Below are 25,140 nucleotides of genomic sequence, written 5' to 3' on the forward strand. Positions count from 1 at the left end.
GGTCGGAGTCTTCGGCCTTCTCGCACGCTCAAATATCTGAGTGAATGAGAGTGAGCTTCGCGACTCATCCGCCGGCACAAAAATCTGGTGATACTCAGGACTCGAGAGTAACGCATCACAAATATGCGGATCAAACTGTGATCCCCTGTACTTTTGCAACTCCGCGCGTACCTCAACTTCGGTAAGCGCCTTCCGATAAGGGCGGTCTGTAGTCATCGCGTCGATCGTGTCAGCGAACATGATGATCCGCGAACCGAGCGGAATGTCATGACCGGCTAGTCGATCGGGATAACCAGTTCCATCCCAATTCTCGTGGTGGTGCCTAACCGAAGGAATGATATCCGTGAACTCTGACAACTTCGCAACCAGCTCGGCGCTCTTGATCGGATGAAGCTCCATGATCGCCCGCTCTTCCGGAGTTAGTCGTCCTGGCTTCGAGAGAATGGGAGCGAAAATCTCATGGATCTTTCCCACATCGTGGAGCATCCCGGCGATCTCAATTCGCGCAATTTCCTTGCTTGAGCGCCCGACTGCTTTCGCAATAATTCGGGAATAGCGACTCACGCGCTGCGAATGTCCGGACGTATAAGGATCTCGAAACTCGACCGTGTGAACAAACAGCTCAAGAAGCTCCCTATTCGTGGTTTCGAGTTGATGTTTTGACTGATATGTGAAACGTAAACCGACGACGAGTGCGAGCAGAGGGGCGGCTCCCCAAATGCCCCAATCGTGATACGCGCGGGCAAAGCCAAAGACGAAGGGAATTAGCACGATGTCGTAGACGAAACCGGCAGCGTTTCCCTCATACCATGTCTTGATAATGCTCTTTCCGTCCGCCAGTCCGATGGCGGCAGCGACGGCGAACGTATTTACGAGAAGGAACGCGATGACGGCCGTGCTATGAGGAAGCGGATTAAACGACGCATCCTCGCCTGCGAGCGGCTTCCCACCAAGCATTACATAAATCAGACTTGCGCAAGCGGCCGCAAGCACAAACTGCGCAACATTGAAGACCAGCTTAATTCCGAGTTTGCGACGTCGTATTTCGGCCGCAGCCGAACCGACTCCCACAAGCACTACAACGGTCCACGACGGATAAAGCACCAGCGCGGACAGGTACGGGATAAACGAGGTCTCGCCTAAAGAGCTTCGCTGAACGCGATACGCGAGACTTGCCGCGATAAAGCCGATAACCGTGAGTAACGCCGAGCCCTTCAGATAGTCAAATTCGACGTCCGGGGTTTGTACATACAATACAACAGTCATGGCAATTGCCATTGCCACGACTAGCCGTACGTATGCGATGACTCGTGTATTCATCGGAAAATAAGCGCCCCCGTCAGCGCGACTACCTTAGTTCCAAACCTTGGCGTCTGCCAAAACGAACGACCACATCGCATTCACGAGCTGGGCCACGAATTCCATCTTTGCGTCACCTCCCATCGGGGTAGTCACGTGTGTCCCGCTCGGGACTCCACATGCTTATCGAGGTTAGCTCCGCTCCTACTGCTTGGCCTGCCCGCTCAGCTCCGCTCTAGACGGCTGCCGGGGACGTTTTTTTGTGTCGTCTCGTGCAGACGATGTGGGGTGACATAAAAAAGGCGCCGTCCTCCGCGCCTCGGAAATCCTGCTATCGATCGATGTGCATCCAGCGGTTGGTCGCATCCAGCACCGCGAGCACCGCGCTGGTTTCGGCGCTTTCACGTACTTCACAGCTTCCCGTCAGTACCACCGGCTCGCGACCGATGCGCGCCGCCACGCTGACGAAAATGAACTCTCGGTCAAAGGCATCGATCAGCTTCGATCCTTCAAGCGCCAACGAACGCTCTCCGCCCGGTGTCGCTTTCGTCGCTGCAACGATGGCCAACAGCGTCGAGCGAGCGGCCAAGTCGATACGCGATCGCTCGCTCTCCTGACCTTCCGACTCGCCCACAAATTCTTGTCCATCACGACTCAGGGTGACTCGGCACAGCACACCGCGCGAACGCGATCGCCGCACTTCGACATCCTCAAATACCAGCACCCGCCGTCCGGATGGGGCCGCATCGGCCATCGGCGCTACGGCCGAATTCACTCGCGCAGTCCCTCCTATGTGACCACCGGGGGACGCCGACGCAACGAAGGCGTTCAGCGGCACCGTTGAGGCGGGGGGTACCGAGGGCGCCGGCTGGGTCGACGCTCCGCCGGCCATCGCACTCAGCCCGGCAGGCGACGGAGCCACGGGCGGCAAGTCGGCTGCCCGTGGGGCGTCCAAGCTCGTCGCAATCGAGATCTTTCGGTGGTTCACCCGAAGACCGAGCTGCGCCATCAGCGCGCTCTCGATATTGCGTACGGTGTTCTTGGCCGGGACGAGGTCGGTGGTGAGCACGTGGATCTCCTCCACGACTCCGCTCTCGTTCGGCACGATGCGCACCGACAGCACCCCAGGAAGGGTGGCAATCAGCTCTTCGGCCCGACGAATGGGCATCACACTCCCTGCAATCATACCGGAGGGGGTCTGAGGCGACGTCATGCCAAAATTGACTGGTATGGACAGAATTGTCTCCGCGGCTGATGCGTACCAAACACCTGTGTTCGGTTCTCTGCGGAGCTAATATGTGACCCGAGTCGCTTTCCAGCAAGACTCAGAATTCCACAACGCGTTGTCCGGCATGGACGTATCGGTCCAGACCTCAAGTTTCGTCGAGGGAAGTGTCTCCCTCGTCCTCGTCGGCGATGTCCTCGCCTTCGTATTCCCGAAGCTTCCGGTACAGGGTGCGTTCCCCGATACCGAGCAGATCGGCAGCCTTTCGACGGTTGCCGCCATTATCCCGAAGCGCCGCCACAATCGCCACCCGTTCGATCTCAGCCATCGTCATACCAGGACCGAGCGTGATGACCGTGGCCGGCGGAGCCTGCTCCCGAGGTTCGATACCACGTATCAGCCCGTATCCCGGCATCGCAACCACTTCATTGGAACCCGTGACAGCTACGGCGGACGGCGATCGCACCTCGCCCCGCCAACTCGGTACGGACGCATTGGCTTCCACGTCCATCCGACGACGCAACTCCTCCACTTGTAACTTGAGTTCGACGAGCGATCGCACGATGAATTCAAGCTCCCGTCCCTGGACCCGCTCCCCCTCGCGCACCATCGGCCCCACGTGCACCGGCAGCAATCGCCGGCCACCGCCGTCGCGAATCGGACGTGGAATATCATCCGCCCCGATTTCACGACCGTGGGCGAGCACAACCATGCTCTCCACGAGATTCCGCAACTCTCGCACGTTGCCGGGCCATCCGTACTCGACCAAGAGCGACAACGCTTCCGCCGAGATACCGTGGAATGCGCGATCGTGCAACGACGCGAACTCGGTGACGAAGCGGCGCACGAGCAACGGGATATCGTCACGGCGTTCACGCAGCGGCGGCAAGTAGATGCCGAGCACGTTCAGTCGGTAAAACAGGTCCGCGCGAAAGCCGCCTTCCTCCACATGCTCACGCAACGGACGGTTCGTTGCCGCGACGACGCGGACATCGATCGATATCGGTTGCCCGCTGCCCACGCGCGTGACTTCACGCTCTTCGAGTACTCTGAGCAGCTTGACCTGCGTGCTCGACGGGATCTCGCCGATCTCATCAAGGAAGAGCGTCCCTGTATCGGCCAATTCGAACCGCCCCAACCGGCGTTCGGCGGCACCGGTAAACGCACCCTTCTCGTGGCCGAACAGCTCGCTCTCCAGGAGCGTTTCCGTAAGCGCGCCCACGTTCACCGCAATGAACGGCTTCCCTCGCCGCGGGCTGAGGCGATGTATGGCCCGCGCCACCAGCTCTTTGCCGGTGCCGCTTTCCCCCTCGATCAGCACGGTGCTCGTGACCGGCGCGATCTGTTCCACCTTCACGAGTACTTCGCGGATCGCCGCCGACTCACCAACCAGCCCCGTGAGCTCCGCCAATCGCTGGCGCTCAAGGCGACGTCGCACGCTGTCCACGACATCCTCGGTGCGCACCGGCTTCGGCCACGTTTCCGCGTATCCGATCTCGCGCAATCGCTCAAGCATCGGTGGATCGAACACGTCGGCGAAGCCGAGCACGGCCACGTTGTCCCACAAGAGCTGGCGCACGAGTGACATGTTCGCCGCATCGAGTAGTGCTCCGGTGAGCACGACGATGTCGGGACGCGCGCGGCGCACATCACCACGCACGTCATCCATCGGCGAAATCGTCACCGTCGTCACCCCACCCGCCTCGAGCGCAGCGTTCAATCGCACCGCCGGCTCGACATCGGTCATGAGAATCGCCACGACACTGGCGGCGCCGTCGTCTACACCGCCACGCCGCATTGCTGCGGGGCGCGGACGCGCGCTCACGCCTTCCCTGCCCGCTTGTAGAACGGCAGCGTAACCACGCGCGCTGGCATCGTGCGGCCACGGATATCGATCTCGAACGTGGTGCCTTCGACCGCCGCCGCCGCCGGCAAATAACACGTGCCAATGGGGATCCCGAGAGTGGGGCTCATGCAGCCGCTGCACACGTCGCCGATCGCGACACCACCGTACACCACGCCATGCCCATGACGCGGGATCGCCCGTTCATCGATCGTGAACCCGACGAGCTTGCGGTCAGTGCCTTCCTGGTGCTGACGCACCAGCACATCCTTGCCCAGGAACGGTTCGCGCTTGGCGAGCTTTACCAGCCAGTTGAGCCCTGCTTCGATTGGCGTGGTACGGTCGTCGAGCTCGTTACCGTAAAGACACATGCCAGCTTCGAGACGCAAGGAATCGCGACAGCCCAGCCCAGCCGGCGTCACGGGCCCGGCCGACATCACGGCCTTCCACACAGCCGCCGCCTGTGCCACGTCGACGTACAATTCGAAACCGAGCTCGCCGGTATAGCCGGTGCGTGAAATGATGCACGGCACGCCGGCCACGTTGCCTTCGGTGAACCAGTAGTACCTGATACCGTCGAGCGGCACATCGGACAACGACGCCACAATCGCCGGCGCCTGCGGTCCCTGCACGGCCAACAACGCCATGCCGTCAGACACATCCGTCATGCTGCAGTCGAAGTCACCGATATTCGCCCGCAGGTGCGCGAGATCCTTGTCGCGATTACTTGCGTTGATCACGAGCATCAGATGATCGGCGAAGCGGTACACCAGCAGATCATCGACAATCGTGCCGTCGGCGCGCAGCAGGGTTGAATACTGGATCTGCCCAACGGCGAGGGCCTCGACGTCGTTGCTGGTCACCGACGACACGAAACGTATCGCATCAGGACCGCGCACGATCACTTCGCCCATGTGCGACACATCGAACATGCCGCAGATAGTGCGCACCGCATTGTGTTCGGCGGTGATGCCGGTTTGATACTGCACCGGCATTTCGTAGCCGGCGAAGGGGACGATCTTCGCGCCAAGGGCGACGTGAACGTCATGGAGCGGCGTGCGCTTGAGCGTGCCGGGAGCGATAGCTGTCATGTCTGGAAAAGAAGCAGGGCGCGACCGGAGCGGCGGCGCCCTATAACATGCCCAATCTGGAGGGAACCTGCCAGCGTATGGCCACGCTGACAGTACTTTTTACCCATTCTCCATGTGCTCAGACGATCGCGGTCATGACCTCGGCCGCGTGACCAGCCGGTTTCACGTTGGTGAACACGTTGGCAATCTGTCCCGCTGGGTCGATCAAAAACGTCGTACGTTCCACACCCATGTACTTCCTGCCGTACATCGACTTCTCCTTCCACACGTCATAGGCCTGCAGCACCGTCTTCTCTTCATCCGACAACAACGTGTACGGCAGTTCGAACTTGGCCTTGAACTTTACGTGCGACTTCACGGAATCAGGACTGATGCCGAGGATCACCGCTTTCGACGCATCGAAGCGCGGCAGCGCGTCGCGGAATTCGCAAGCCTCCACGGTGCAACCGGAGGTGTCGTCCTTCGGGTAGGCAAAAAGCACCACCCACTGGCCACGCAGCGAAGACAGCGTGAGTGTGTCACCGGTGTCGGTCGGGAGCGTGAAATCGGGAGCAAGTATTCCCGCAGCGATTGGCATGAGGTGTAAGATCCTGGTTAGAGTGTTTCGTTCCCCATCAGCGCCGCCATGATCGCCTTCTGAATGTGCAGACGATTCTCGGCTTCGTCCCATACAACGCTCTGCGCGCCGTCGAGCACTTCGGCTGTCACTTCCTCGCCGCGGTGTGCCGGTAGACAGTGCAAGAAGATTGCGTGCGGTGCGGCCTGGGCCATGAGCGGCGCGTCAACTTGAAACAGGGCAAAGGCCCGTGCGCGCTTCGCGTGCTCCTCTTCCTGCCCCATCGAGGCCCACACGTCGGTCGTCACGACATCGGCACCGGCGACCGCTTCACGAGGGTCGCGGAGCAGCTGGACCATTCCCGACTCCACGCCGGCGCTGAGGAAGCCGTCATCAGGATCGTATCCCTCAGGACACGCCAGCTTGAGCGTGAAGCCCAGATGCGCCGCCGCTTGGATCCAGGAGTTCGACACGTTGTTGCCGTCGCCGATCCAAGCGACGGTCTTGCCGCGCACGTCGCCCAAGTGCTGCTGGATCGTGAGCACATCGGCCAGGATTTGACACGGATGCGACAAATCGGTCAGTCCATTGATGATCGGAACCCTCGCGTACTCGGCCAGCGTTTCGACGTCAGCATGCGCGAAGGTGCGGATCATGATGCCGTGTACGTAGCGGTCGAGCACCCGCGCCGTATCGGCGATCGGCTCGCCACGGCCTAGTTGGACGTCACGGGGCGACAGGAAGTGCGCGGTGCCGCCCAATTGGGTCACACCAACTTCGAACGACACGCGCGTGCGAGTGGACGACTTCATGAAGATCATCGCCAACGCCCTGCCAACCAACGGCTTACCGTCGTAGGCACCGGTGCGCATTTGCTCGGCAAGGGCGAGCAGCGCGAACGTCTCCGTGGGGGAGAAGTCGACGATGTTCAAAAAGTCGCGATGCGGCGGATGATTATGCGGCATCCGCGTAAAGTTATGGAACGGACCGAGCGAGACCAAGCCTTCGCGTGTTCACAAGCATTTCCATGACAGCCTGCTCGACTTACCTCATTCTTTGTTTGGTTACTGGACAAACCTTTCGGCGGCCCTCTCCCTCCCGGGTCGCCTGCCAGCGCCTCCGCTATTTCCTCCCGGAGTGAATCGCCATGCATTTGCCCGAGTCCGCGTCCCGCCTGCTCGGCCTCGCCGGGCTGTTCCTGACCGCGGCCTGTAGCCGCGACACGAGCATGCTCGAGCCAGCCCCGTTCCCGTCAGGCGGCACCACTTCGATGACGCCATCGGCGCCGGTGTCGACTTTCAGGCGTTCGCCGGCTCGAAGACCGACGCCCTCTCCTCGGATGGGACGATGACGCGCGAGGGAACCGCCACGCTGAAGGTGATCGTGCCAAACCCCGGTGACGCGAGTGGCGGCTATGCTGGCGGCGCGTTTGTGGCGCAGGTACCGCGCGACCTGAGCAGCTACAATGCGGTGACGTTCTGGGCGAAGGCCAGCATCAATGCCAAGCTCGATGTGGTGGGTCTGGGCAACGACAACACCGGCACGTCGACGAGGAGCGCACAGCGTTCGGCCATCGATGTCACGCCGACCTGGACCAAGTACACGCTGCCGATTCCGCTGGCCTCCAAGCTGACGGCCGAACGGGGCCTGTTCTACTTCGCCGAAGGTCCCGAGAACGGCGTTGGATACACGCTGTGGTTCGACGACATCAAATTCGAAACCGGTGAACTTGGGACACCGCGCCAAGCGTCCCCACGCAGTCCCTGCCATCGGAAGTCGGCGCCACGGTCGCGGTGACGGGCACGAAAGTGGCGTACACGATCGGCGGTGTGGAGCAGATTACCGAGGCAGCGGCGACCTACTTCACCTTCGCGTCGTCGAACGCGGCGGTGGCCACGGTGAGTGCCGCCGGCGCGATCACCACGGTTGGCGTGGGCACCAGCACGATCACCGCGAAGCTTGGCGAGACCGCGGCCTCGGGCACCATTACGCTGCGCACACAGTCGGCGCCGAGCACGGCCGCACCGACGCCAACGCGCGCGGCGGCCGATGTGATTTCGCTGTTCAGCAACGCGTACGCCAATGTTCCCGTCGACACCTGGTCGGCGTCGTTCGACCAGGCCGATGTGGCGGACGTGCAGGTGGGCGGCAACGCCACCAAGCGCTACACCAACCTGACCTTCGCGGCGGCCGAGTTTATCGGTACGAAGGTCAACGCGACGGCGATGACGCACCTCCACCTTGACGTGTACGTGTACGTGTACGTGCACGACGCGGCGGCGTTCCGTATGAAACTTGTAGACTTCGGTCCGAACAACGTGTTCGGCGGGGGCGACGACTCGGAGCACGAGGTCGCGATTACACCGGGCAGCACGCCGCCACTGGTTGCAAATATCTGGAACAGCATCGACATCCCACTGTCGTCGTTTACCGGACTCACGCGTCGCGCGAACCTCGCCCAGATGATTTTCCTGGCGTCGAGCGCCACGGTATACCTCGACAACGTGTACTTCGACAAGGCGGCGATCCCGCCCGCGCCGAACGCGCCAACCGTCGCGGCACCAACGCCAACAGCCGCGTCGGCGAACGTCATTTCACTGTTCAGCAACGCCTACACGAACCGCACCGTGGGTACCTGGTCAGCCGATTGGGATGTGGCCGATGTGGCGAACCTCAAGGTCGCTAACGACGACGTGAAGCGGTATACGAACATGAGTTTGGCGGGCATCGAGTTCACCACATCGCAAGTCGATGCGACGGCGATGACGATGATGCACATGGACCTGTGGACGCCCGATGCCACGGCGCTCCCGGCGATCCTCAAGATCAAGCTTGTCGACTTCGGCGCGAACGGTGTGTTCGGCGGCGATGATGTCGAGCACGAGCTTTCAATTACGCGCACGACCACACCCGCCTTCACCACCGGTGCGTGGGTGTCCGTCGACATTCCGTTCTCGGCCTTCACGGGACTCACGACTCGGAAGAATCTGACACAGCTGATCCTCTCCGGATCGCTGACTACGCTGTACATCGACAACGTGTACTTCTACCGCACAGCCGGCGCGCCGACGGCGCCAACGACGGCCGCCCCGACGCCAGCGTACACGGCGGCGAATGCGATTGCGCTCTTTTCCAACGCCTACACCAGCAACGGCGCCGACACGTGGTCGGCCCACTGGGATCAGGCGGATGTGGCCGACGTCAAGATCGGAAACGATGATGTGAAGCAGTACAGCAACGTCGTGTTGGCCGGCATCGAGTTCGTCACGAAACAGATCAACGCGGCCACGATGACGCACTTCTCGATGGACATCTGGACGCCGGACGCCACGACGGCGCCGGCTGTGTTCAAGGTGAAGCTCGTGAACGTCGGCGCCAACGGCGCGTTCGGCGGCGGTGATGACTCCGCGCACGACGTCACCCTCACTGCGGCCACCATCCCATCCCTTCGGACCGGCAGCTGGGTCGCCCTGGACATTCCCTTCAGCGCCTTCCCCGGACTGACCGCCCGCGCGAACCTCGCGCAACTGATCTTCTCGGGGGATCTAAAAACCGTGTTCGTAGCTAACGTGCTGGTGCACAAGTAGCGCTATCTTCGAGGCTGCCCGTTCGAGCCCTTCGGAGAGACCGATGACAGAGACCATCCGCTGCGAAGTCGGCGCCCCCAGCGCCGATCCTTCCCGTCCCCGTCCACTCGCCACCACGATCCTGCGATTGATCTGGGACGACGAGCACATTTCGCGCGCAGATATCGCGCGACGGCTCGACGTGTCGCGGTCCACGGTGTCGGAGATTGTGGACGCGCTGTTGCCAACGCGCCTGGTCGCGGAGGCCGGAGTGGGAGCCTCCAGCGGAGGACGCCGACCAATCGTGCTGGCGTTCCAGTATGATGCGTTCTCGTTGCTGGGGGTCGATGTTGGCGCGTCGCACGTGGCCGTGGTAGTGACCGACCTGCGCGGGCGTGTGCGGGCATGGCAGCATCAGGAGTTCCCGGTGCACCGCGATCCAGAGGGCACGCGACTGATGATCGCCAGGCTCTGTGATGCCTGCTTAGGCATGGTCGACACGAATGCCGCGCCGCTGCTGGGGATCGGCGTGGCGCTCCCGAGCCCGATGGACCCGCGTCATCCTGACCGCGTGTCGCGATTGGCGATGGTGCGCTGGGACGGGCGCCACGGACTCGAAGCCTTGAGCGCGAAGTACGGCGTCCCGGTACTGCTCGACAACGACGCCAACCTCGGCGCACTGGCCGAGCACTGGTGGGGTGCGGCCCGTGGGCTTTCGGATTTCACGTTCATCAAGATCGCGACGGGTATCGGCGCCGGTCACTTTATCGGTGGCCGCATTTACCGCGGGGCGGGTGGTGTGGCCGGTGAAATCGGCCACGTGACGATCGACGTGCACGGCCACCCGTGCATCTGCGGGAACCGCGGCTGTCTTCAAACCTATGTCGGATCTCAGGAGCTGGTCGCGCGTGCCAAGGAGCTCGCTCCGGAATACGGGTCAAGCGAGTTCGCCACCGGCGAGATCACAACCAGCACGCTTGAGGCGGCCGCAAAGGCGGGCGATGCTCTCGCCTCTCGCGTTGTGCACGAGGCGGCAGAACATATCGGTGCCGTGATTGCCGGCATGCTGAATTTGCTCAACCCCGCGGCCGTGATTCTTGGCGGCGGACTGCCCAAGCTACGCGAGCAGGTGCTCGTCCCGATCCGCGAGACCGTGCGGCGCCGGACGTTTGTGAGCGCGGTGGCCTCGTCGGAAATCCATGCCAGTACGCTCGGAGACCGTGGCATTGCCATCGGCGCCGCGACCCTTGTGCTCGACGCCGTACTGCAGGACCCCAAGTCTCTTCTTCCCACCTAGTCCGTCGCCTTAACCCCGCCTGCCATGGGTCGTGTCATAGCCGCTCTGTTGGTCTGTTCGATTGCTGGATGTTCCTCCTCGACCGAAGCGCCCGCCCGCACGCTGCTCTGGGAGGATGACTTCAGCGGACCAGCCGGACAAATCGCCGACACGGCGAACTGGAAGTACGATGTGGGCGAAGACTGGGGAAATGCTCAGCTCGAGTACGACACGGATCGTGCGTCGAATGCATCACTCGACGGCACCGGCAGTCTGGTCATCACGGCGCGACGTGACCCGTATCGCGGGCGGCAGTACACGTCGGCGCGCCTTGTCACGCTGGGAAAGCAGTCGTTCAAGTTCGGCCGCGTTGAAGGGCGAATGAAACTGCCGCGCGGCCGGGGACTCTGGCCCGCGTTCTGGATGCTCGGCACCGACTTCCCAACGGTGGGATGGCCTCAAACGGGCGAGATTGACATCATGGAGTAGCGCGGACAGGAACCGAGCACCGTGATCGGCACACTGCACGGCCCCGGTTACTCCGGTGGCTCAGCACGCACAAAGGCGAAGACGCTCACACTCGCGCGACTCGACAATGACTTCCACGTGTACGCCGGGGAGTGGTCACCCGGCAAGGTAGAGCATTTCATCGACGGCGAGTTGTATTTCACGTCCACGCCGGCGGATGTGAGGGGGCCGTGGGTGTTCGACAAGCCGTTCTTCATCATTCTGAACGTGGCGGTGGGCGGCAACTTCGTGGGCGCACCCGATGCGATCACTACATTCCCGCAGACGATGGTCGTGGATTGGGTGCGCGTGCATGAGGCCGCCAAGTGAGCGACGCCAGCGGCGCTCGTCGCATCGCGACAACGGCGATCGCTGCCTGGCATACGCGGCTGGGAAAGGGGCGCCTCACGGGAGAGCACGCCACCCCGGTCGAAGACCGCATTCCGTTCACGGGCAAACTGGCGTACGGCCTTGGTGCCGTCGTGAACATCCGGCTCGCCGCCGCCATCGGCGGCATGTCGATCATTCTCAATCTTGGCTTCGGCATGGATCCGGCGCTGGTCGGTCTCGCGAGTGCCTTGCCGCGAATCACCGACGCGTTGACTGATCCCCTGATGGGCTTCATCTCCGATCGGACGCGTTCACGATGGGGACGCCGACGTCCATACAGCTTCGTCGGCGCCATCCTATCGGGACTGTTCTTCGCACTGTTGTGGATGATGCCCGAGGGAAAGAGTCAGACGTTCTACTTCTGGTACTTCACAGCGGGCTCCACGATCTTCTACGTGGGCTATACGATCCTTGCGACGCCATGGGTCGCGCTGGGCTACGAGCTCACGCCCGACTACAACGAGCGCACGCGACTGATGGGCGTGCAGAATTTCATCGGTCAGTTGGCGTACGTCGTCTCGCCGTGGTTTCTCTGGATCATGACGCACAAGCCGTGGTTCGCCACGCCTACCATCGGCGCGCGCTCGCTTGCCATTGTCATCGGCATCGTGGCGGCCGTCGTCGGCGTCATGCCGGCGCTGTTCCTGCGTGAGCGCGTTTCCGCGAGCTCGGCGACGCCGGCCAGCGTCGCCGAGGGACCGACCGAGAGTGCGTGGGAGTCCACGAAGCGCAACACGTCAGCGTTCTTCAAGGGCTTCGCGACCACGCTACGGTCGCGGCCGTACCTGCGCCTCTGCATTGCGACGTTTCTGGTGTTCAACGGCTTCATCATGATCTCGTCGTTCCAGTCGTACGTGATCATTTATTACGTGTTTGGTGGCAATCAGGAGCGCGGCGCTGAGTACGCTGGCTATGCGGGTACGGTCGGTGCGATCTCGACCTTCCTGATCATCTTCTTCATCACGTGGCTGGCCACCAAGATCGGCAAGAAGCGGGCGTTCAAGGTGTCCACCGGCGTCTCCATGATTGGCTACGCCATCAAGTGGTTTTGCTATGATCCCACGCGCCCGTGGCTGGTGCTCATTCCCGCCCCACTGATGGCGTTCGGACTCGGCGGGCTCTTCACCCTGATGGGATCGATGATCGCCGACGTGGTCGACAGCGATGAACTCGAGACACAGCAACGGCGCGAAGGCATGTTCGGATCTATCTTCTGGTGGGTCGTGAAAGTCGGCATGGCCGCTGCCTTGGCCGGTGGCGGTTACCTGCTCAACGCCACGGGATTTGACGTAGCGCTGGCGGGCAAACAGGGGCGCCGCGTTTTCGGACGACGGCGCTGCGGACTGCGGCCAGGTAAACGACAAGGTACCGTGAAACGGATAGTCGCCGAGCAACACCTCGGCAACGCCCTGCCCTTCCGAGCCAGGCAACCAGGCAGCGACGAAGGCGTGCGACGCCGCGAGTTCCGCGTTCACGACCAGCGGACGGCCACCGACGAACACCGTAACCACGGGAACGCCCTTGACGGCGATCGCCGTGATCAGCGCGAGATCTTCCGGGTGCAGCTGTGCGAGCTCGATGGTCTTTCCCTACGGTGCCAGATTGTGCGGCTTCGTCAGATTGTGCGAGCCCGATTCAACGCGGCCACCGGCGCGCAGATCACCCATGCCTTCCGCGTACGGCTTCTCTCCGATCACGACGATGGCGACGTCATGATGCGCGGCATCGGCCGAGGCGCCGCTCGCATCGAGTGCGGCCATCGGCGCGAGGGCGCGAATGCCTTCCCAGATCGACGTGCCGCCAACGATGGCCTCGTTCGTCGTCTCGCCTTGCCACGCCACGGTGAAGCCGCCACACTGATGTCCGCGATTGTGCGCGCTCTTCCCCGCCACGAGAATGCGCGCCGACCGTGATATCGGTAGCAGTGCGGCGTCGTTCTTGAGCAGCACCAGCGATTTCCGAACCGCTTCCCGTGCGACGGCACGATGCGTCGCACTGCCGAAGCTGTCACTGTTCGCCCACGCACGCTCGGCCGGCCGCGGCTTCTCGAAGAGTCCAAAGCGCAACTTCACGCTGAGAATGCGCGGACGCTTCGGTGGCGGCAATGCGAGCGCCCCGCTCTACGGCCTCAGGATTCCAGCTGGAGGCCTGTCCGAGCGGGATGGGGAACACCGTGGCGAAGCCGTGAATCACGTCGCGACCGATGAGCAGCGGAATGCCGTGAGGCGATTCATGCACGGCGATCCACTGCAGCGCATTCACCGTGTCGGCATGCACCTCGTTGATGACTGATCCCACGCGTCCCTCACGCACGGCCTTCGCGAGATCGGTGGGGACATGACCACCGCCCCCCTGCACCTGCTGCAGCTGCCCGATCTTTTGCTCGATGGACAGCGGCGAGAGCAGTTGACTAATGCGCGCTTCGACGGACACCCGCGTCTCTACCAGGCGACCGTGAGAAACGTGCGCAGTTCCCATTCCGAGCCATTCGTCGAAGGCGCGGTGGGATCGCAGGTGGGCACGCCGGTGGTGAGGTCGGACACCCGCTCCGGACAGAAGCGCGGAGAGTACTTGTTGAGCGCGCGCCAGGTTCCACGCACACCGAACTTCGTTTCCGGCAAGTCCCACCATTGCGGCGTACCGATGGAGTACGACACGTCGGTGAGCCACTGTTTCGGGAAGGTGAGATTGAAGTCGCGATGGTAATCGAACGGCCCCCAGTCATTCAGCTTGGCGGCGGCCATCACCTTGACATGCTGCTTTACCAGGCGCAGGTCGACGCCCGAGCGATGCAGCAGGCGCGGATCGTTGCCGTTTGGCTCGGCAGTGCCCGTGTAGAGATTGGCGATGAGGCGCACGTCACGCGCCACCTTGGACACAATGCGCGAGCGTACTTCGTACAGACTGCGCGCCGGTGTGGCGCCAGGAAACGCGAACGTCGTGCGTCCGTCGGCGAGAATGCCGATGGCGGCGTCCATGGTGGTGGGCAGGCGACGATACACATAGCCCACGTTGGCGGCGAAGCGCGCGTCCTCACGCATGTCGCTGTCCCACGCGTACATCCACGTCGCCGGCGTGGGATCGAACGTGAGCAGCAGCCCGGCGCCGTAGGTTTCACGATTGGCGCGCACCGCGAAGGGATCGTCGACCACATTACGCGGACAGCCGGGGGCAGGCGTATTGAACGGTACCGGCCCCACGATCGGCTTCTGATATAGCAGAATGGGCGCGATTTCGAACGAGCCGAAACGAGCCGACAAACCGGAGATTGTGTTCCATTGATTGTTGAGACCCGTGTCCTTGAGACTCCAGCCGGTGAACGTCTGGACGGACGTCGGACCACCGTCGGCGACAAGGCCCATGATGGCGCCCTGTGCGTACCAGTTGTAGCGGCCCGTCGAATAGGTCAGGCGTGCCTTGCTGCCGAAGGCGTCGCTGTTTTTGATCTTGTCCTGCAGCACGCGGGAGCCATCGGCCAGCTGGAAGGGCACTCCCACCCGCGTGGCGCCAGCCCAGATGCCGCCCGCCTCGACGCCGAAGCCAGCGATCGTATCTGCCAGATGCAGCGTGGCGCGACGTGCCTGGGGAATCGGAATGGCGAACGAGCTGCTGGACGCTGAGGCATTCAGCTTGGCGACATCTTCCTGATACATCGCGGTGATGTGCGTCTCACCGAATTGGCGACCGTACTTCGCGATTGCGGTAGGATTGGCGCCCCACCAGAGTTCTGGGCCAAATGCGAGTTTGAGACCGGCGAGCTTCCGCTTCCCGGTGAATTCCACACCAGCGGGTGCATTGCCGTTGTAGATGTCGATGTTCTTGCCATAGTTCGCTTCGCGATAGAGCCCGAAGAAATCGCCTTCGTATCCCCAGTGGTAGTGGCTCGTGCGATAGAAGCCGTCGAGACGGAAGTTACGATCGTCCCACGACACGCTGGCCCGATACACGCTGAGGCGATCGATACCGTTCAGGCGAAGCGGCGTGCCATCGGTGAGTACCGTGCGCGCGCGGCCCCTATTCTCATAGAAGATTTCGTCGATCGGATTACCGGGCACGTTACCAAGCACATTGAGCGAGAGCGTGGCGGAGAATGTTTCGCTGGGGCGCGCGGTGATGTCGGCGTAGTACGACTCCATCCGGTCGAAGCGCTGGAACGACGGATAAAGCGTGGACGCGGGATCTGCTGCCTTGGGCGTACGCAGCTTGGAACCGCCGGTGTTGAACGTCTGCAGCTCCAGGCGCAGTCCGCTGATGGACACACGGCTGGAGCCTTCCCCGCCCATCGCGGCGCGATCGGCGCGGGCGCGCCGTTCCACATCGGTCGGACTGATCGCCGCGAAGTGCATTGTGATGGCGGATGCACTACTGGTCGGCGCGTACGGGTCGAGCTGGTACGCCTGCTGGAGCGCGTAAAAAGCGGCGCGTGGATAGAGCGGAACCTGACCGCGGGAGTCGACGGGACCCTTGGCGACGATGCCCCACCACTCTTCATTCATATTGTTCTCGCCCTTCACGTAGTCATCGGCGTACGCGGCGTTGGACCACGAGGCGTTCGTGTCGTGCTCAGTGAGGCGCCGCTCCTGTCCGAACTTCCACCAGCCGTCGGTCCACTGGAAGGTGAAGCCGCCGATGGCGTTGCCGGTGCGACCGTGTCCCGCCGTCTGCTCATAGATTTCCTGCCACTGGGCCAGCAGGTATTTCGCCTGCGAGCGTTGGTCTTCGCGCAGGTCGCGCGCGTTCCATGCATCAGCACCAAACTCGGTGAGCATGACGGGGATACTTATCGCCGTTTTTACACGATCGAACAGATCGCGGAATGAACTGCCACGATAGACGTTCGTGCCAAAAACGTCGAAGTCCTTCGCTTCCGTGGCGATGATGTCGAGGTACTGCAGATCGCCGTTGGCAAAGGCGACGGGGCGCGAGGCGTCTTTGGCCTTGATCGCGCGGGTGACTTCGCCGACGAGCGAGTACAAATAGGTGGCCTTGGCCGCGTCGCGCTCACCGGCGGGAAGATTCTCGGTGACGGCGGACTTTCAGGAGAGACCGTAATTATTCTCGTTGCCAAGCAACCACATGAGGACGCCTGGCGTACCGCGGAACTCTTCTACGAGAGCGACGACTTCGTTCGTGAGCGCCTGACGGACCTTCGGATCTGAATAATCGGTCCCGCCTGAAAGACGCCATTGATGGTGGTGCCGTAGCGACCAAGGGCGTGATTGAGCGCCGTGTAGATGCCGTGCTGTTCGTAGATGTATTTCACCCAGCGTGGGGGCACGCCGTTGTACTGCCGTATGACGTTGACGCCCATCACTTTTAGCAGCCCCATTTCGCGATCAAGCGCAGTTTTGATGACGTCGTCGGGCTGCGCCCAAAGGCTATACGAGTAGTTCGTCCCGATGGGGAAATAGTCCCAGTTCACGCCACGCAGCAGCATGTCCGTACCGTTCACCTGGATACGCGAGCCGGCGGCATCGTTGCGGACTTCGATGCGCGGCATCTGAGCACTGGCGGTCGCGGGACTGACCGCCGCGACGAGCAGGGTGGCGAGCACGCTCAAGCGACGGACCCGCACGGAGCGGGCAGCCAGCTTCGGCAGTGTGCGCATGGAGGAGCCTCTTCCACCGGATGGTGGTCGGGAGAGCGGTGCGGTCGGCGACGGAGGAGGGACAATCTTTGTTCGCCGAGACAACAAAGTGAGGCCATCCGAGGCGGCTGTCAAGCGTTTTGTGGGAGCCGCCGTGAGTCGCAGAGCTCGGCGACCTCGATCAGGCGCCCGGTGAGTACGTGTTCCCCAGTAAGGGCGGCCGGTTCGACCAGAATCGACTCACTACTGTCCACGCGATACGCGCGCGCGCGTGGCGACGCGAGGGATCAACCGGCCACACGAGCAGGGCGCCCAGCGCACGTACGCGATGTCCGGGGCGCGCACGCAGTCCGGGATTCGCTGGAGTGCAAAACCCGTTTCGGCGGCGAGTACACGCCCTCATGGCACCGTCAGTCGCACATCACAGTGAGATCGGTGATGGCTTCGAGATCGGCCTCCACACGGTGCGCTCGGGGCTTGGGCGTTGATACGGACTCGTATCGAGCATAGCCATTCGATCGGCACGGCAAGGCGATGTGCGCATGGGGCGAACATTCGCCGAGGATAGCGCGCGCGTTCTCGCTCGACGTCACCGAATCGTTTGCAGTCGGGTCACGCGATCTTCGATCAAACTCCAAATTGTGTCAAATGATGATCGAGGTGCTTGGAGAACAGCACATTCCATTCCGCCGCCGTGAGCGGTCCGAACGACGGCGATTCCTTTCCCTCGAATGTGCGCGTGCCGTCGGCCTGCACGCGTTCGAGAAATGCGAGCAGTCGTTGCTGCTCGCGCGCGAACTCCTTGACGCCGGTCATTCGAAACACGGGCGCGGTTGGGGAGTTCTTCGCATATGGCGTCGGGCCGACGACTTTCTCTTTCACGAAGGTCTTCAACGCAAACCGCATCAGCCAGCTTGGCTTGGGGTGTCTATTGTCGTAGACCATCTCGTACGCCACGTTGACGTGGGCGAGCATTTGATCGACGGACATCTTCCCCCACTGCGGCAACGTGGTCGACGTGAGCGCATTGATGCGCACGGTAAGCTCGGCGACGTCGGCTGCGTTGAAGACGTTCTTCATGACGGTTAGGGTGTGATCTTCTTTGGAGCTTGCTGCTTGATCTTCTCCATGTACTTCTGGAAGAAGAGCTTGTGGATGTCCATCATGTTGATCTCTCGCCCCTGAATGTACGACTGGATGATGTTGGTCGTCATGTCAAGCGGCGTCCCGGTGGTGATCAACAAGGTGGCTTCTTTACCTACCTCTAGCGAACCCACCTTGTCGGCAATGCCCATGAACTCGGCGGCATTGATCGTCACCGCCTTCAGTGCTTCCTCCTCAGGAAGGCCGAATGCCACCGCCACACCGGCCTCCCAGGGCAGCCGGTAGCTATAGAGAGCGCCCGAGCCGCCGGCGATTGCGAACTTCACGCCAGCGGCGTGCAGCTTTGCGGGCGTGGCGTAGGCGTTGTCGTAGCCTTCGTACTGCCGGTCGGGCGCGGACATGGTGGAGGTAAGGATTACCGGCACTTGCTCTGCCTTGAGCCGGTCGGCCACGAACACGGCATCGCGGCCACCACGAATGACGACTTTCACGCCCTCTGCTTTGCCCCACGTGATGGCATCGTTGATCTGCGCCGTGCCCTCGGCTGCGACCACCACCGGGATAGCGCCGTCGAGTGCCGGTATCATGGCGGCGTAGCGCGTATCGGTGCGCACCGACTGCCCGGCCTTCACAGCGTCGCGGTACGCCCGCGCCTCGGCGAAGTAATCTTTGATTTCCTGCACCTGTTCGGCGTAGGTCTTGGGCGCCGGCCCCGCGCCACGTCCACCGGGACCGCTCGGAGGTCCACCGCCGCCGCGACGCGGCCGCGCGTTGGGATCGGGCCACCGCACGTTGAGCGCCGCCGCCCCCTTCATGGACATTTCCTCCCACGTCCACCCTTCGAGCGACATCGCTGACGAAAGCCCGGATATCACGCCGCCTTCCGGCGTGCTGAAGGCCACGAGCACGCCCGCCGATCGCGTCGTGCCGATGTGCCGGCTTTCGGCGTTCACGGCCACCTCGGCCCGCACGTTGGGGTTGAAGTCGCCCAGCTCGTTGATGTCGTTGGACACGTCCACCGACCCGATCTCCGTAATGCCCACCGTGCTGTAGGCGTCGATGAGGCCAGGGTAAATGTGCTTTCCGCTCAGATCCACCACCTTGGCGCCACGCGGCACCGGCACCTCTGCACCGCCAATCGCCGTGATTTTGCCGCGGTCCAGCACGATCGTGCCGTTGGTGATCGTGCCGTTGGTGACGGTGTGAATGATGGCCCCGCGCAGCACCACCGGCTGCTCCTGAGGCGGCACCGTCATGCGCTCCTGCGCACTGGCGCGGCGAGGAGCCACCAGCCCGCTGATCGCCGCTGAGAATGCAAGCGTGAGCATGCGCGCAGTCGTGGTCATGGTTCGCATGGTCTCGAGTGTCGAAAGGATTGATCGGGTCACTTACGCAGCCCCTCGCCGCCACGGTCGCGCGCGGGCGCGCCAGCGGGCACGGTTTCAGGCGTACCTGCCGCCAGCACCGCCTGAATGAGCTGCGCGCGCTGCTTCGCGATGTCATCGCGCAGCACCTTGTCTTCATCGAGCGAGAAGTACTTGCGACCATCCACCCAGGTCTGCTCGGCCTTCGTGAACTGCGACAGCGGGTTGCCGTTCCAGATCACGAAGTCGGCATCCTTTCCGGCTTCGAGTGAGCCGACGCGATGGTCGATTGCGATCGCTTTGGCCGACTGGTTGGTGACGGTGGAGAGCGCCTGGATTTCGTCGAGGCCGGAGCGCAGCAACTTGCCCGCCTCCCAGTTCATACGTGTGGAGATCTCGGCATCGTCGGAGTGCAGCGACGTGACCACACCCGCCTCTATGAGCAAACGTGCGTTGTATGATGTGGCATCGTACGACTCGAGCTTGAACGCACCCCAGTCACTCCACACGATCGCCGCAACGCCAGCCTTCTTGAGTTCACTGGCAATCTTGTACGCTTCCACGCCGTGTTGGAGCGCCTGCACCTTGAAACCGAACTCCTCGGCCAAGCGGATCAGCGCCAGAAACTCGTCGGCGCGGTAGCCGTGCGACGAGATCAGCAGCTTCTGATTGAGGATGTCGAGAATGGCTTCCATGCGCAGATCGCGACGCGGCGGAATACCCGTCTTCTCCTTGTCCCAGCGTTTCCATTCCTTCTCGTAGTCACGCGCTGCGAGGAAGTGATCGCGAATGATTTCCTGCACGCCCATGCGCGTGTTCGGGTATCGCGTCGGGCTGCGCTTGGGGTTCTCGCCGAGCGCGAACTTCACCGTGCGCGGCGCGCCCACAATCTTGTACTCGTCGGGGAGCGAGCCCCAGCGTGTCTTTACGTACACGTTCTCGCCGCCAATGGGGTTGGCCGACCCATGCTTGATCATGGTCGTCGTGAGCCCGCCAGCGAGCTGTCGATAGAACCAGATGTTGTTGTGGGTGATCACGTCGCCCATCTGCACTTCGGGGACAATCGCGAAGCCACTTTCGTTGACCGCGCTCACACCAGAGTGCGTGTGCGGATCGATGAGCCCCGGCGTGACGTGCTTCCCGGTGGCGTCGATCTCTACGGCACCGCTGGGCGCGGCGAGCTTCTGGCCCACGCGCACCACCTTGCCGGCCTGCACGAGCAGGTCGGCGTTCTCGAGGCGCCCCTGCGGCCCCTGGGTCCACACGGTCGCGTTGCGCACCACGAGCACGGCGGGCTGCGCCGGCGGCGCCGCGCGCCCGAACTCCATGGACGGCCGGATGAACGGCAACTCGATTTTGGGTACCTTCACGGCAATCGCGCCGCGGGCGGGCCCTTCGTACACTTCGGTGCGGGTGCCCCGGTACTTCGCATCGGTGCCATTGGGCAGAGACAGCCAGCCGAAAAACGTCGTGTCGCGCACAGAGCCCGCCAGCAGCAATGCGCCCTCTTGTCCGAGGGGCTCGCCGGCGAACGTCGCTTCGAGACGACCCGTCTCGGCGACAATCCGCACCGACGTGAGCGGCACGGGACGACGGCCGCCGACTTCCACGGTACCACGAATGCGATTGAGCGGGCCTTCGAGACGCAGCGTCGCCGTCTTGAACGTGCCGGCGTCATCGGAGGCGATGGTCCACGTGCCGCGCGGGTCCACCTGCGGCGGCCGCGTGACGCCGTAGCGCGTGCCTTGTACCCACACGTCGCGTACGCTGGCTTCCTCGGCGAACAGGTCACCCTCGCTAATCACGAGATTGGCAACCTTGCCGACGGCGATGGTGCCATGTGTCTTCTCGATACCGAGCCAGGTCGCGGGCACCGTGGTGAGCGCGGCGAGCGCCTTGTCGGGCGCGAGTCCTCGGGCGACTGCCGTACGCAGATTCGGCAGGAACTGCGAGAGCGAGGAGAGTCCGTCGGCGGTAATGGCGAAGGGCACTCCCGCCGCGGCGAGCTGCGACGGGTTCGTAGGTGCGAGGTACCAGTGTCGGAGGTCCGCCAGCGTCACGTTCAGTGCCGCTTCCGGGCTGGACAGGGTGGGCGCGTCGGGGAAGTTGAGTGGCAGCACCAGCGGTTGCGTGCGGCCTTTGAGCACGTCGATGAGCCTGTACTCCTGGCCGCTGCCACGAAACCACGGAATGAGCTTGTAGTCTGCGGCGAGCTTGTATGCACGGAGGTAGTCCTCTTCACTCTCAGTCTGGAAGAGAATGGGCTGCTTGCCCTGCACCACCTTACTGAGCGCGGCGAGCGCTTCACTGGTTTCCGGCGGCAACAGGGAGCGACTGCTAGACTCGTAGGCACCCCACGCCCGGGCGTACCACTCAGCATCCATGAACGTCTGCTTCATGAGCGCGATGGTCCCCATGGCGGAGTTAGGGTACATGCCGCCAAGCGCGAAGGACCGTTGAAAACCGACCGTCTGTGCGAGATCGGGGCGCAACACGCGTTCCCGCACGCCGGCGTCGCCGAGTTGCACCACCGACGCCATGCCGCGGAAGATGCCCTGTCGTGGCACGGCGAGGGCGGTGCCGAAGCCGAGGGAGCGGAGCGCGGTGCGGCGTGTGGAGTCGTCCTTCAAGTTGGCGGTGGTGCTGAACCACGCGCGCACTTGCGGATTCCAGTGCGTTGGCCCCACGTCGCCACCTAGCGGGGGAGCGTCGCCGCCGAGGTCGGCGTGCGCGTCGATGAAGCCGGGATAGACCGTGAGTCCCTTGAGGTCCCACACGCGCGCGCCGGCAGGTGGGGCCGTCCCGGCGCCCACGGCGGCGATCAGCCCGTTACGCACGACGATCGTGGCGTTGTTCAGGACTTGGCCGGGGGACGTGACGACCCGAGCACCAACGAGGGCATGATAGCCCGTGCCGTTTTCACGCAGGCCGGTGACCGGCTCCGTGCGTGACGATTGCTGGGCCTCGAGCGATCCGGCGGCGAGCGCCGCGAGGCCGAGGAGAAAACGAAAAGCTCTCACGAAGGATTCCCGGGTGACGGCCTGGAGCGGGCCGTCGCTGGCGATTAGGAGGGGCACGAGCCTGCGCTGCCCGAAGAGTTCGAAGAGCAACGCGGACGGACCGCAGTATGTTGGGGCGGGTGCAGGCTGAGGGCAAATCGTTCACTACGATGGCAGCGCCGAGACTCAGTGCCCGCCCGGCGGGCCCGATGCTACTTCTGCTTCGCCTTGGCGGTGATCGTGTCCATGCTCGCCATGACCTTGGCCATCACCATCGGATCGCCCGACTCATCTTCGAGGTGCAGCCGCCACTGGCCGTCCTGGTGCTGGAGTAGCGCGGAGTAGGACATGATGATCGGGGCTGTGCCGGGCGCGAACGCCCACGCGAACTCTCCGACCACGAGGATCGCATTCGCTCCCTGCGGCTCATACGCGAGATCCTTCCATTGGAACGTCGCCGGCGGTTGCCACGCCGGGCCGGCGTAGAAGGCGACGATCGAGTCGTAGCTGGTCTTCAGCGCGCGCCCATTCCCGACCATCCATGCGCCCTGCCGATCGTATCGCTTAGCCATGGCGGCGCGGTCTCCGGCCCGCAGTTCCTCGGCGTAGCCGTTCATAAACGCTTTCGCCTCGACGATCATGACCGAGTCGCTTGCGGGGGTGGTGGCGGCCGGATGGCCGTCGGCCGTCGCCCCCGTGGTGCAGTCGCTCGCCAGCGCGGCGCCGGTGAGCAGGATGGCCACCTTCATGGCACGGAGGGTGCGCGCGAATTTGTGTGACATGGACGCTCCGAGATTGGAAACTTACTTGGCGCGCGAATTTAGGGCACCTCTCAAAATGCGCTATACGTGCTCTCCGCTGCAATATGACACCACAGGTCAGCAACCGAGCGATGCGCCTTTTGCATTCGTCCGGAGGCTGATTGTGGCCCTGGCGCGGAGCAGATCGATGGTGCGCAGCATGCGCCCATCCAACTGCGCTTGCGCTCCGAACATCTGACGGTCGTGTACCGCCACATCGCTGATCTCGCCACGTTCAACCAGCGTGTTCCCTTGGTCCGCGTTGACGTGGTTCGTGAAGCCGTCGTGATTGCCGCGGTTGTTCTTGGTTCAGCTGGCGTCTCGTCTGCCTTCTCGAGCCATCGCGCTTTTTGCTTGTCGGTGTGGTTCCGTGCGATCCGCTGGCTCCGTGTTCCAGCTGTTGCTGTTGTTGTTACTCGTCGGCTTCGTTCGCGCTCATTTGAACTGACGAGCTGCGGATGCGGAGGGATCGACAACAGCTGGGACACGGAGCTGGCGGATTTTGCGGAAGCGCCCAGATAAGCAAACCGCGACATTGAACATCGAGTCATCGCGCTTCTGCGCGGCCCTGCCACGTCGCGTGCTACTCGACACGCATGCCTTGCACTGGTGACTCGCCGGCGACGACCCGCTCACCACACGGTCTGGTATCGCGGTGCAGCGCACCATTGCGCGGTAGCCTCATCGACCGGAGTTGTTCCGCTGATGCAGTATCGCCCGAAGTACCACCACGTCAGCCGCGTCCTGATGGCGTCCCGTCTGCTTCGATGCAATCAGCTGCTCGATCGACGCCGTGGGAATGGGGACGCCGTCCACGGTGAACACGGCCATGTCGCGACTGGCATCCGCCCAGTGCACATTCCAAGCGCGCGTGAGCACATCGACATTGGGTGTGTCACCGATCATGGTCACTCCGCGACTCAGGATGTCATCGGTGGTGAGATCACGCGCCACGCCGAACGGCAGTTGGCTCAGTGCGGCAAGCACGCGATGCGCGTTTTGCACGGTCGGCTCGATCAGGATATCCACGTCGCGTGTTGAGCGTGACGAACCCCAGAGCTGCATCGCCGTCGCGCCCACTATCACGTAGCGCGCCTCCGCGGCATTGAGTAACGCGCACAGCCGCGCCACTCGTGTGATTATGACGGTCACCGGTTTGGTCGCTCTCGTCGCCATGCCGCGAAGTCATCGTAATTCGCGAAGCGCAACGGAGTTTCGAACGAGTCGCCGTGTTCACGATCGACCGACAGCACGTCGCGCTCCTCGGCGTCGCGGATGCGCTCCTCTGCCGTTAGCTGCAGATCACGCACAACTTGCGCGTGCCGCGACGCGCCAAGCGCGTCCGACGGTTCCATCCGCGCGACGTACTGGCGCAATGCCTCGGCCACAATCCAGCTGCGCGACCGGTCTTGCGCCGCGGCCAGGCGGTCGGCGGCGGCGAGGTCGGCTGGCGGCAGGGTGATCGCTATGCGGGCGTACTTTTCGTCGCTCATACTGAATAATATCAGCCTCGAAGGCGGCAATCCAGTCGAG

At 62.9% G+C, this 25,140-nt stretch carries 18 protein-coding genes and 3 pseudogenes; 5 read left to right on the forward strand and 16 right to left on the reverse strand.

The features are described 5' to 3' along the window. From ACLL97_RS06480 to argF, 6 genes are all read right to left on the reverse strand, one after another. Window positions 1-1,278 (reverse strand): HD-GYP domain-containing protein (locus ACLL97_RS06480; RefSeq protein ID WP_411279668.1); only part of this gene is annotated, 1,278 nt, incomplete at its 3' end. 352 nt (window positions 1,279-1,630) lie between these two features. After that, complete coding sequence (locus tag ACLL97_RS06485; protein WP_411279669.1) at window positions 1,631-2,512, reverse strand: hypothetical protein; 882 nt, start codon at window positions 2,510-2,512, stop codon at window positions 1,631-1,633. A 160-nt stretch (window positions 2,513-2,672) separates the two neighbouring features. After that, window positions 2,673-4,349, reverse strand: a complete 1,677-nt coding sequence (locus ACLL97_RS06490; protein ID WP_411279670.1) for a sigma 54-interacting transcriptional regulator — start codon at window positions 4,347-4,349, stop codon at window positions 2,673-2,675. Continuing rightward, window positions 4,346-5,458: a glycine cleavage system aminomethyltransferase GcvT gene (gene gcvT, locus ACLL97_RS06495; protein ID WP_411279671.1), complete on the reverse strand. Its 1,113-nt coding sequence runs from the start codon at window positions 5,456-5,458 to the stop codon at window positions 4,346-4,348. Before gcvT ends, ACLL97_RS06490 begins: the two co-directional genes overlap by 4 nt. A gap of 118 nt (window positions 5,459-5,576) precedes the next feature. Then, on the reverse strand, window positions 5,577-6,035 hold the full coding sequence (locus ACLL97_RS06500; protein ID WP_411279672.1) for a peroxiredoxin: 459 nt from the start codon (window positions 6,033-6,035) through the stop codon (window positions 5,577-5,579). 17 nt (window positions 6,036-6,052) lie between these two features. Then, on the reverse strand, window positions 6,053-6,979 hold the full coding sequence (argF, locus tag ACLL97_RS06505) for an ornithine carbamoyltransferase (protein ID WP_411279673.1): 927 nt from the start codon (window positions 6,977-6,979) through the stop codon (window positions 6,053-6,055). 382 nt (window positions 6,980-7,361) lie between these two features. Between argF and ACLL97_RS06510 the strand changes: the two genes are divergently transcribed. From ACLL97_RS06510 to ACLL97_RS06530, 5 genes and pseudogenes are all read left to right on the forward strand, one after another. Further along, entirely contained in the window at window positions 7,362-7,811 is a 450-nt protein-coding gene (locus ACLL97_RS06510) for a hypothetical protein (RefSeq protein ID WP_411279674.1), read from the forward strand. Continuing rightward, entirely contained in the window at window positions 7,808-9,601 is a 1,794-nt protein-coding gene (locus tag ACLL97_RS06515) for a hypothetical protein (RefSeq protein WP_411279675.1), read from the forward strand. The genes ACLL97_RS06510 and ACLL97_RS06515 overlap by 4 nt, the downstream gene beginning before the upstream one ends. 43 nt (window positions 9,602-9,644) lie before the next feature. Beyond that, on the forward strand, window positions 9,645-10,877 hold the full coding sequence (locus ACLL97_RS06520) for an ROK family transcriptional regulator (protein ID WP_411279676.1): 1,233 nt from the start codon (window positions 9,645-9,647) through the stop codon (window positions 10,875-10,877). A 24-nt stretch (window positions 10,878-10,901) separates the two neighbouring features. Then, a pseudogene (locus ACLL97_RS06525) lies at window positions 10,902-11,693 on the forward strand (family 16 glycosylhydrolase). Between the two features lie 185 nt (window positions 11,694-11,878). Beyond that, a pseudogene (locus ACLL97_RS06530) lies at window positions 11,879-13,063 on the forward strand (MFS transporter); the annotation flags it as partial. Between the two features lie 78 nt (window positions 13,064-13,141). On the opposite strand, the pseudogene ACLL97_RS06535 reads toward ACLL97_RS06530, so the two are convergent. The 10 genes and pseudogenes from ACLL97_RS06535 to ACLL97_RS06580 all read right to left on the reverse strand — a co-directional run. Next, a pseudogene (locus ACLL97_RS06535) lies at window positions 13,142-13,825 on the reverse strand (glycoside hydrolase family 3 protein); the annotation flags it as partial. Continuing rightward, window positions 13,761-14,186: a glycoside hydrolase family 3 N-terminal domain-containing protein gene (locus ACLL97_RS06540; RefSeq protein WP_411279677.1), complete on the reverse strand. Its 426-nt coding sequence runs from the start codon at window positions 14,184-14,186 to the stop codon at window positions 13,761-13,763. The gene ACLL97_RS06540 and the pseudogene ACLL97_RS06535, both read right to left, overlap by 65 nt. Window positions 14,187-14,194: 8 nt before the next feature. Then, window positions 14,195-16,729, reverse strand: coding sequence for a hypothetical protein (locus tag ACLL97_RS06545; protein WP_411279678.1), 2,535 nt, complete (start codon window positions 16,727-16,729; stop codon window positions 14,195-14,197). 131 nt (window positions 16,730-16,860) lie between these two features. After that, window positions 16,861-17,361, reverse strand: a complete 501-nt coding sequence (locus ACLL97_RS06550) for a hypothetical protein (RefSeq protein ID WP_411279679.1) — start codon at window positions 17,359-17,361, stop codon at window positions 16,861-16,863. Window positions 17,362-17,967: 606 nt separating this feature from the next. Then, on the reverse strand, window positions 17,968-18,420 hold the full coding sequence (locus tag ACLL97_RS06555; RefSeq protein ID WP_411279680.1) for a DinB family protein: 453 nt from the start codon (window positions 18,418-18,420) through the stop codon (window positions 17,968-17,970). Between the two features lie 5 nt (window positions 18,421-18,425). Then, window positions 18,426-19,790, reverse strand: a complete 1,365-nt coding sequence (locus ACLL97_RS06560; protein WP_411279681.1) for an amidohydrolase family protein — start codon at window positions 19,788-19,790, stop codon at window positions 18,426-18,428. 38 nt (window positions 19,791-19,828) lie between these two features. Continuing rightward, window positions 19,829-22,828 carry an amidohydrolase family protein gene (locus ACLL97_RS06565; protein ID WP_411279682.1) on the reverse strand — a complete coding sequence of 1,000 codons (3,000 nt, stop codon included), beginning with the start codon at window positions 22,826-22,828 and terminating at the stop codon, window positions 19,829-19,831. 191 nt (window positions 22,829-23,019) lie between these two features. Continuing rightward, the gene (locus tag ACLL97_RS06570; protein WP_411279683.1) at window positions 23,020-23,589 is read right to left on the reverse strand and encodes a DUF4440 domain-containing protein; all 570 of its coding nucleotides are present in this window, start codon (window positions 23,587-23,589) and stop codon (window positions 23,020-23,022) included. A 699-nt stretch (window positions 23,590-24,288) separates the two neighbouring features. Continuing rightward, window positions 24,289-24,759, reverse strand: coding sequence for a hypothetical protein (locus ACLL97_RS06575; protein WP_411279684.1), 471 nt, complete (start codon window positions 24,757-24,759; stop codon window positions 24,289-24,291). After that, a complete protein-coding gene (locus ACLL97_RS06580) occupies window positions 24,756-25,100 on the reverse strand; it encodes a ribbon-helix-helix protein, CopG family (protein ID WP_411279685.1) in 345 nt (114 codons plus the stop codon). The genes ACLL97_RS06575 and ACLL97_RS06580 overlap by 4 nt, the downstream gene beginning before the upstream one ends. Between the last annotated feature and the right edge of the window lie 40 nt (window positions 25,101-25,140).

Origin of the sequence: Gemmatimonas sp. (assembly GCF_046594945.1) — a bacterium.
Taxonomy (GTDB): domain Bacteria; phylum Gemmatimonadota; class Gemmatimonadetes; order Gemmatimonadales; family Gemmatimonadaceae; genus Gemmatimonas.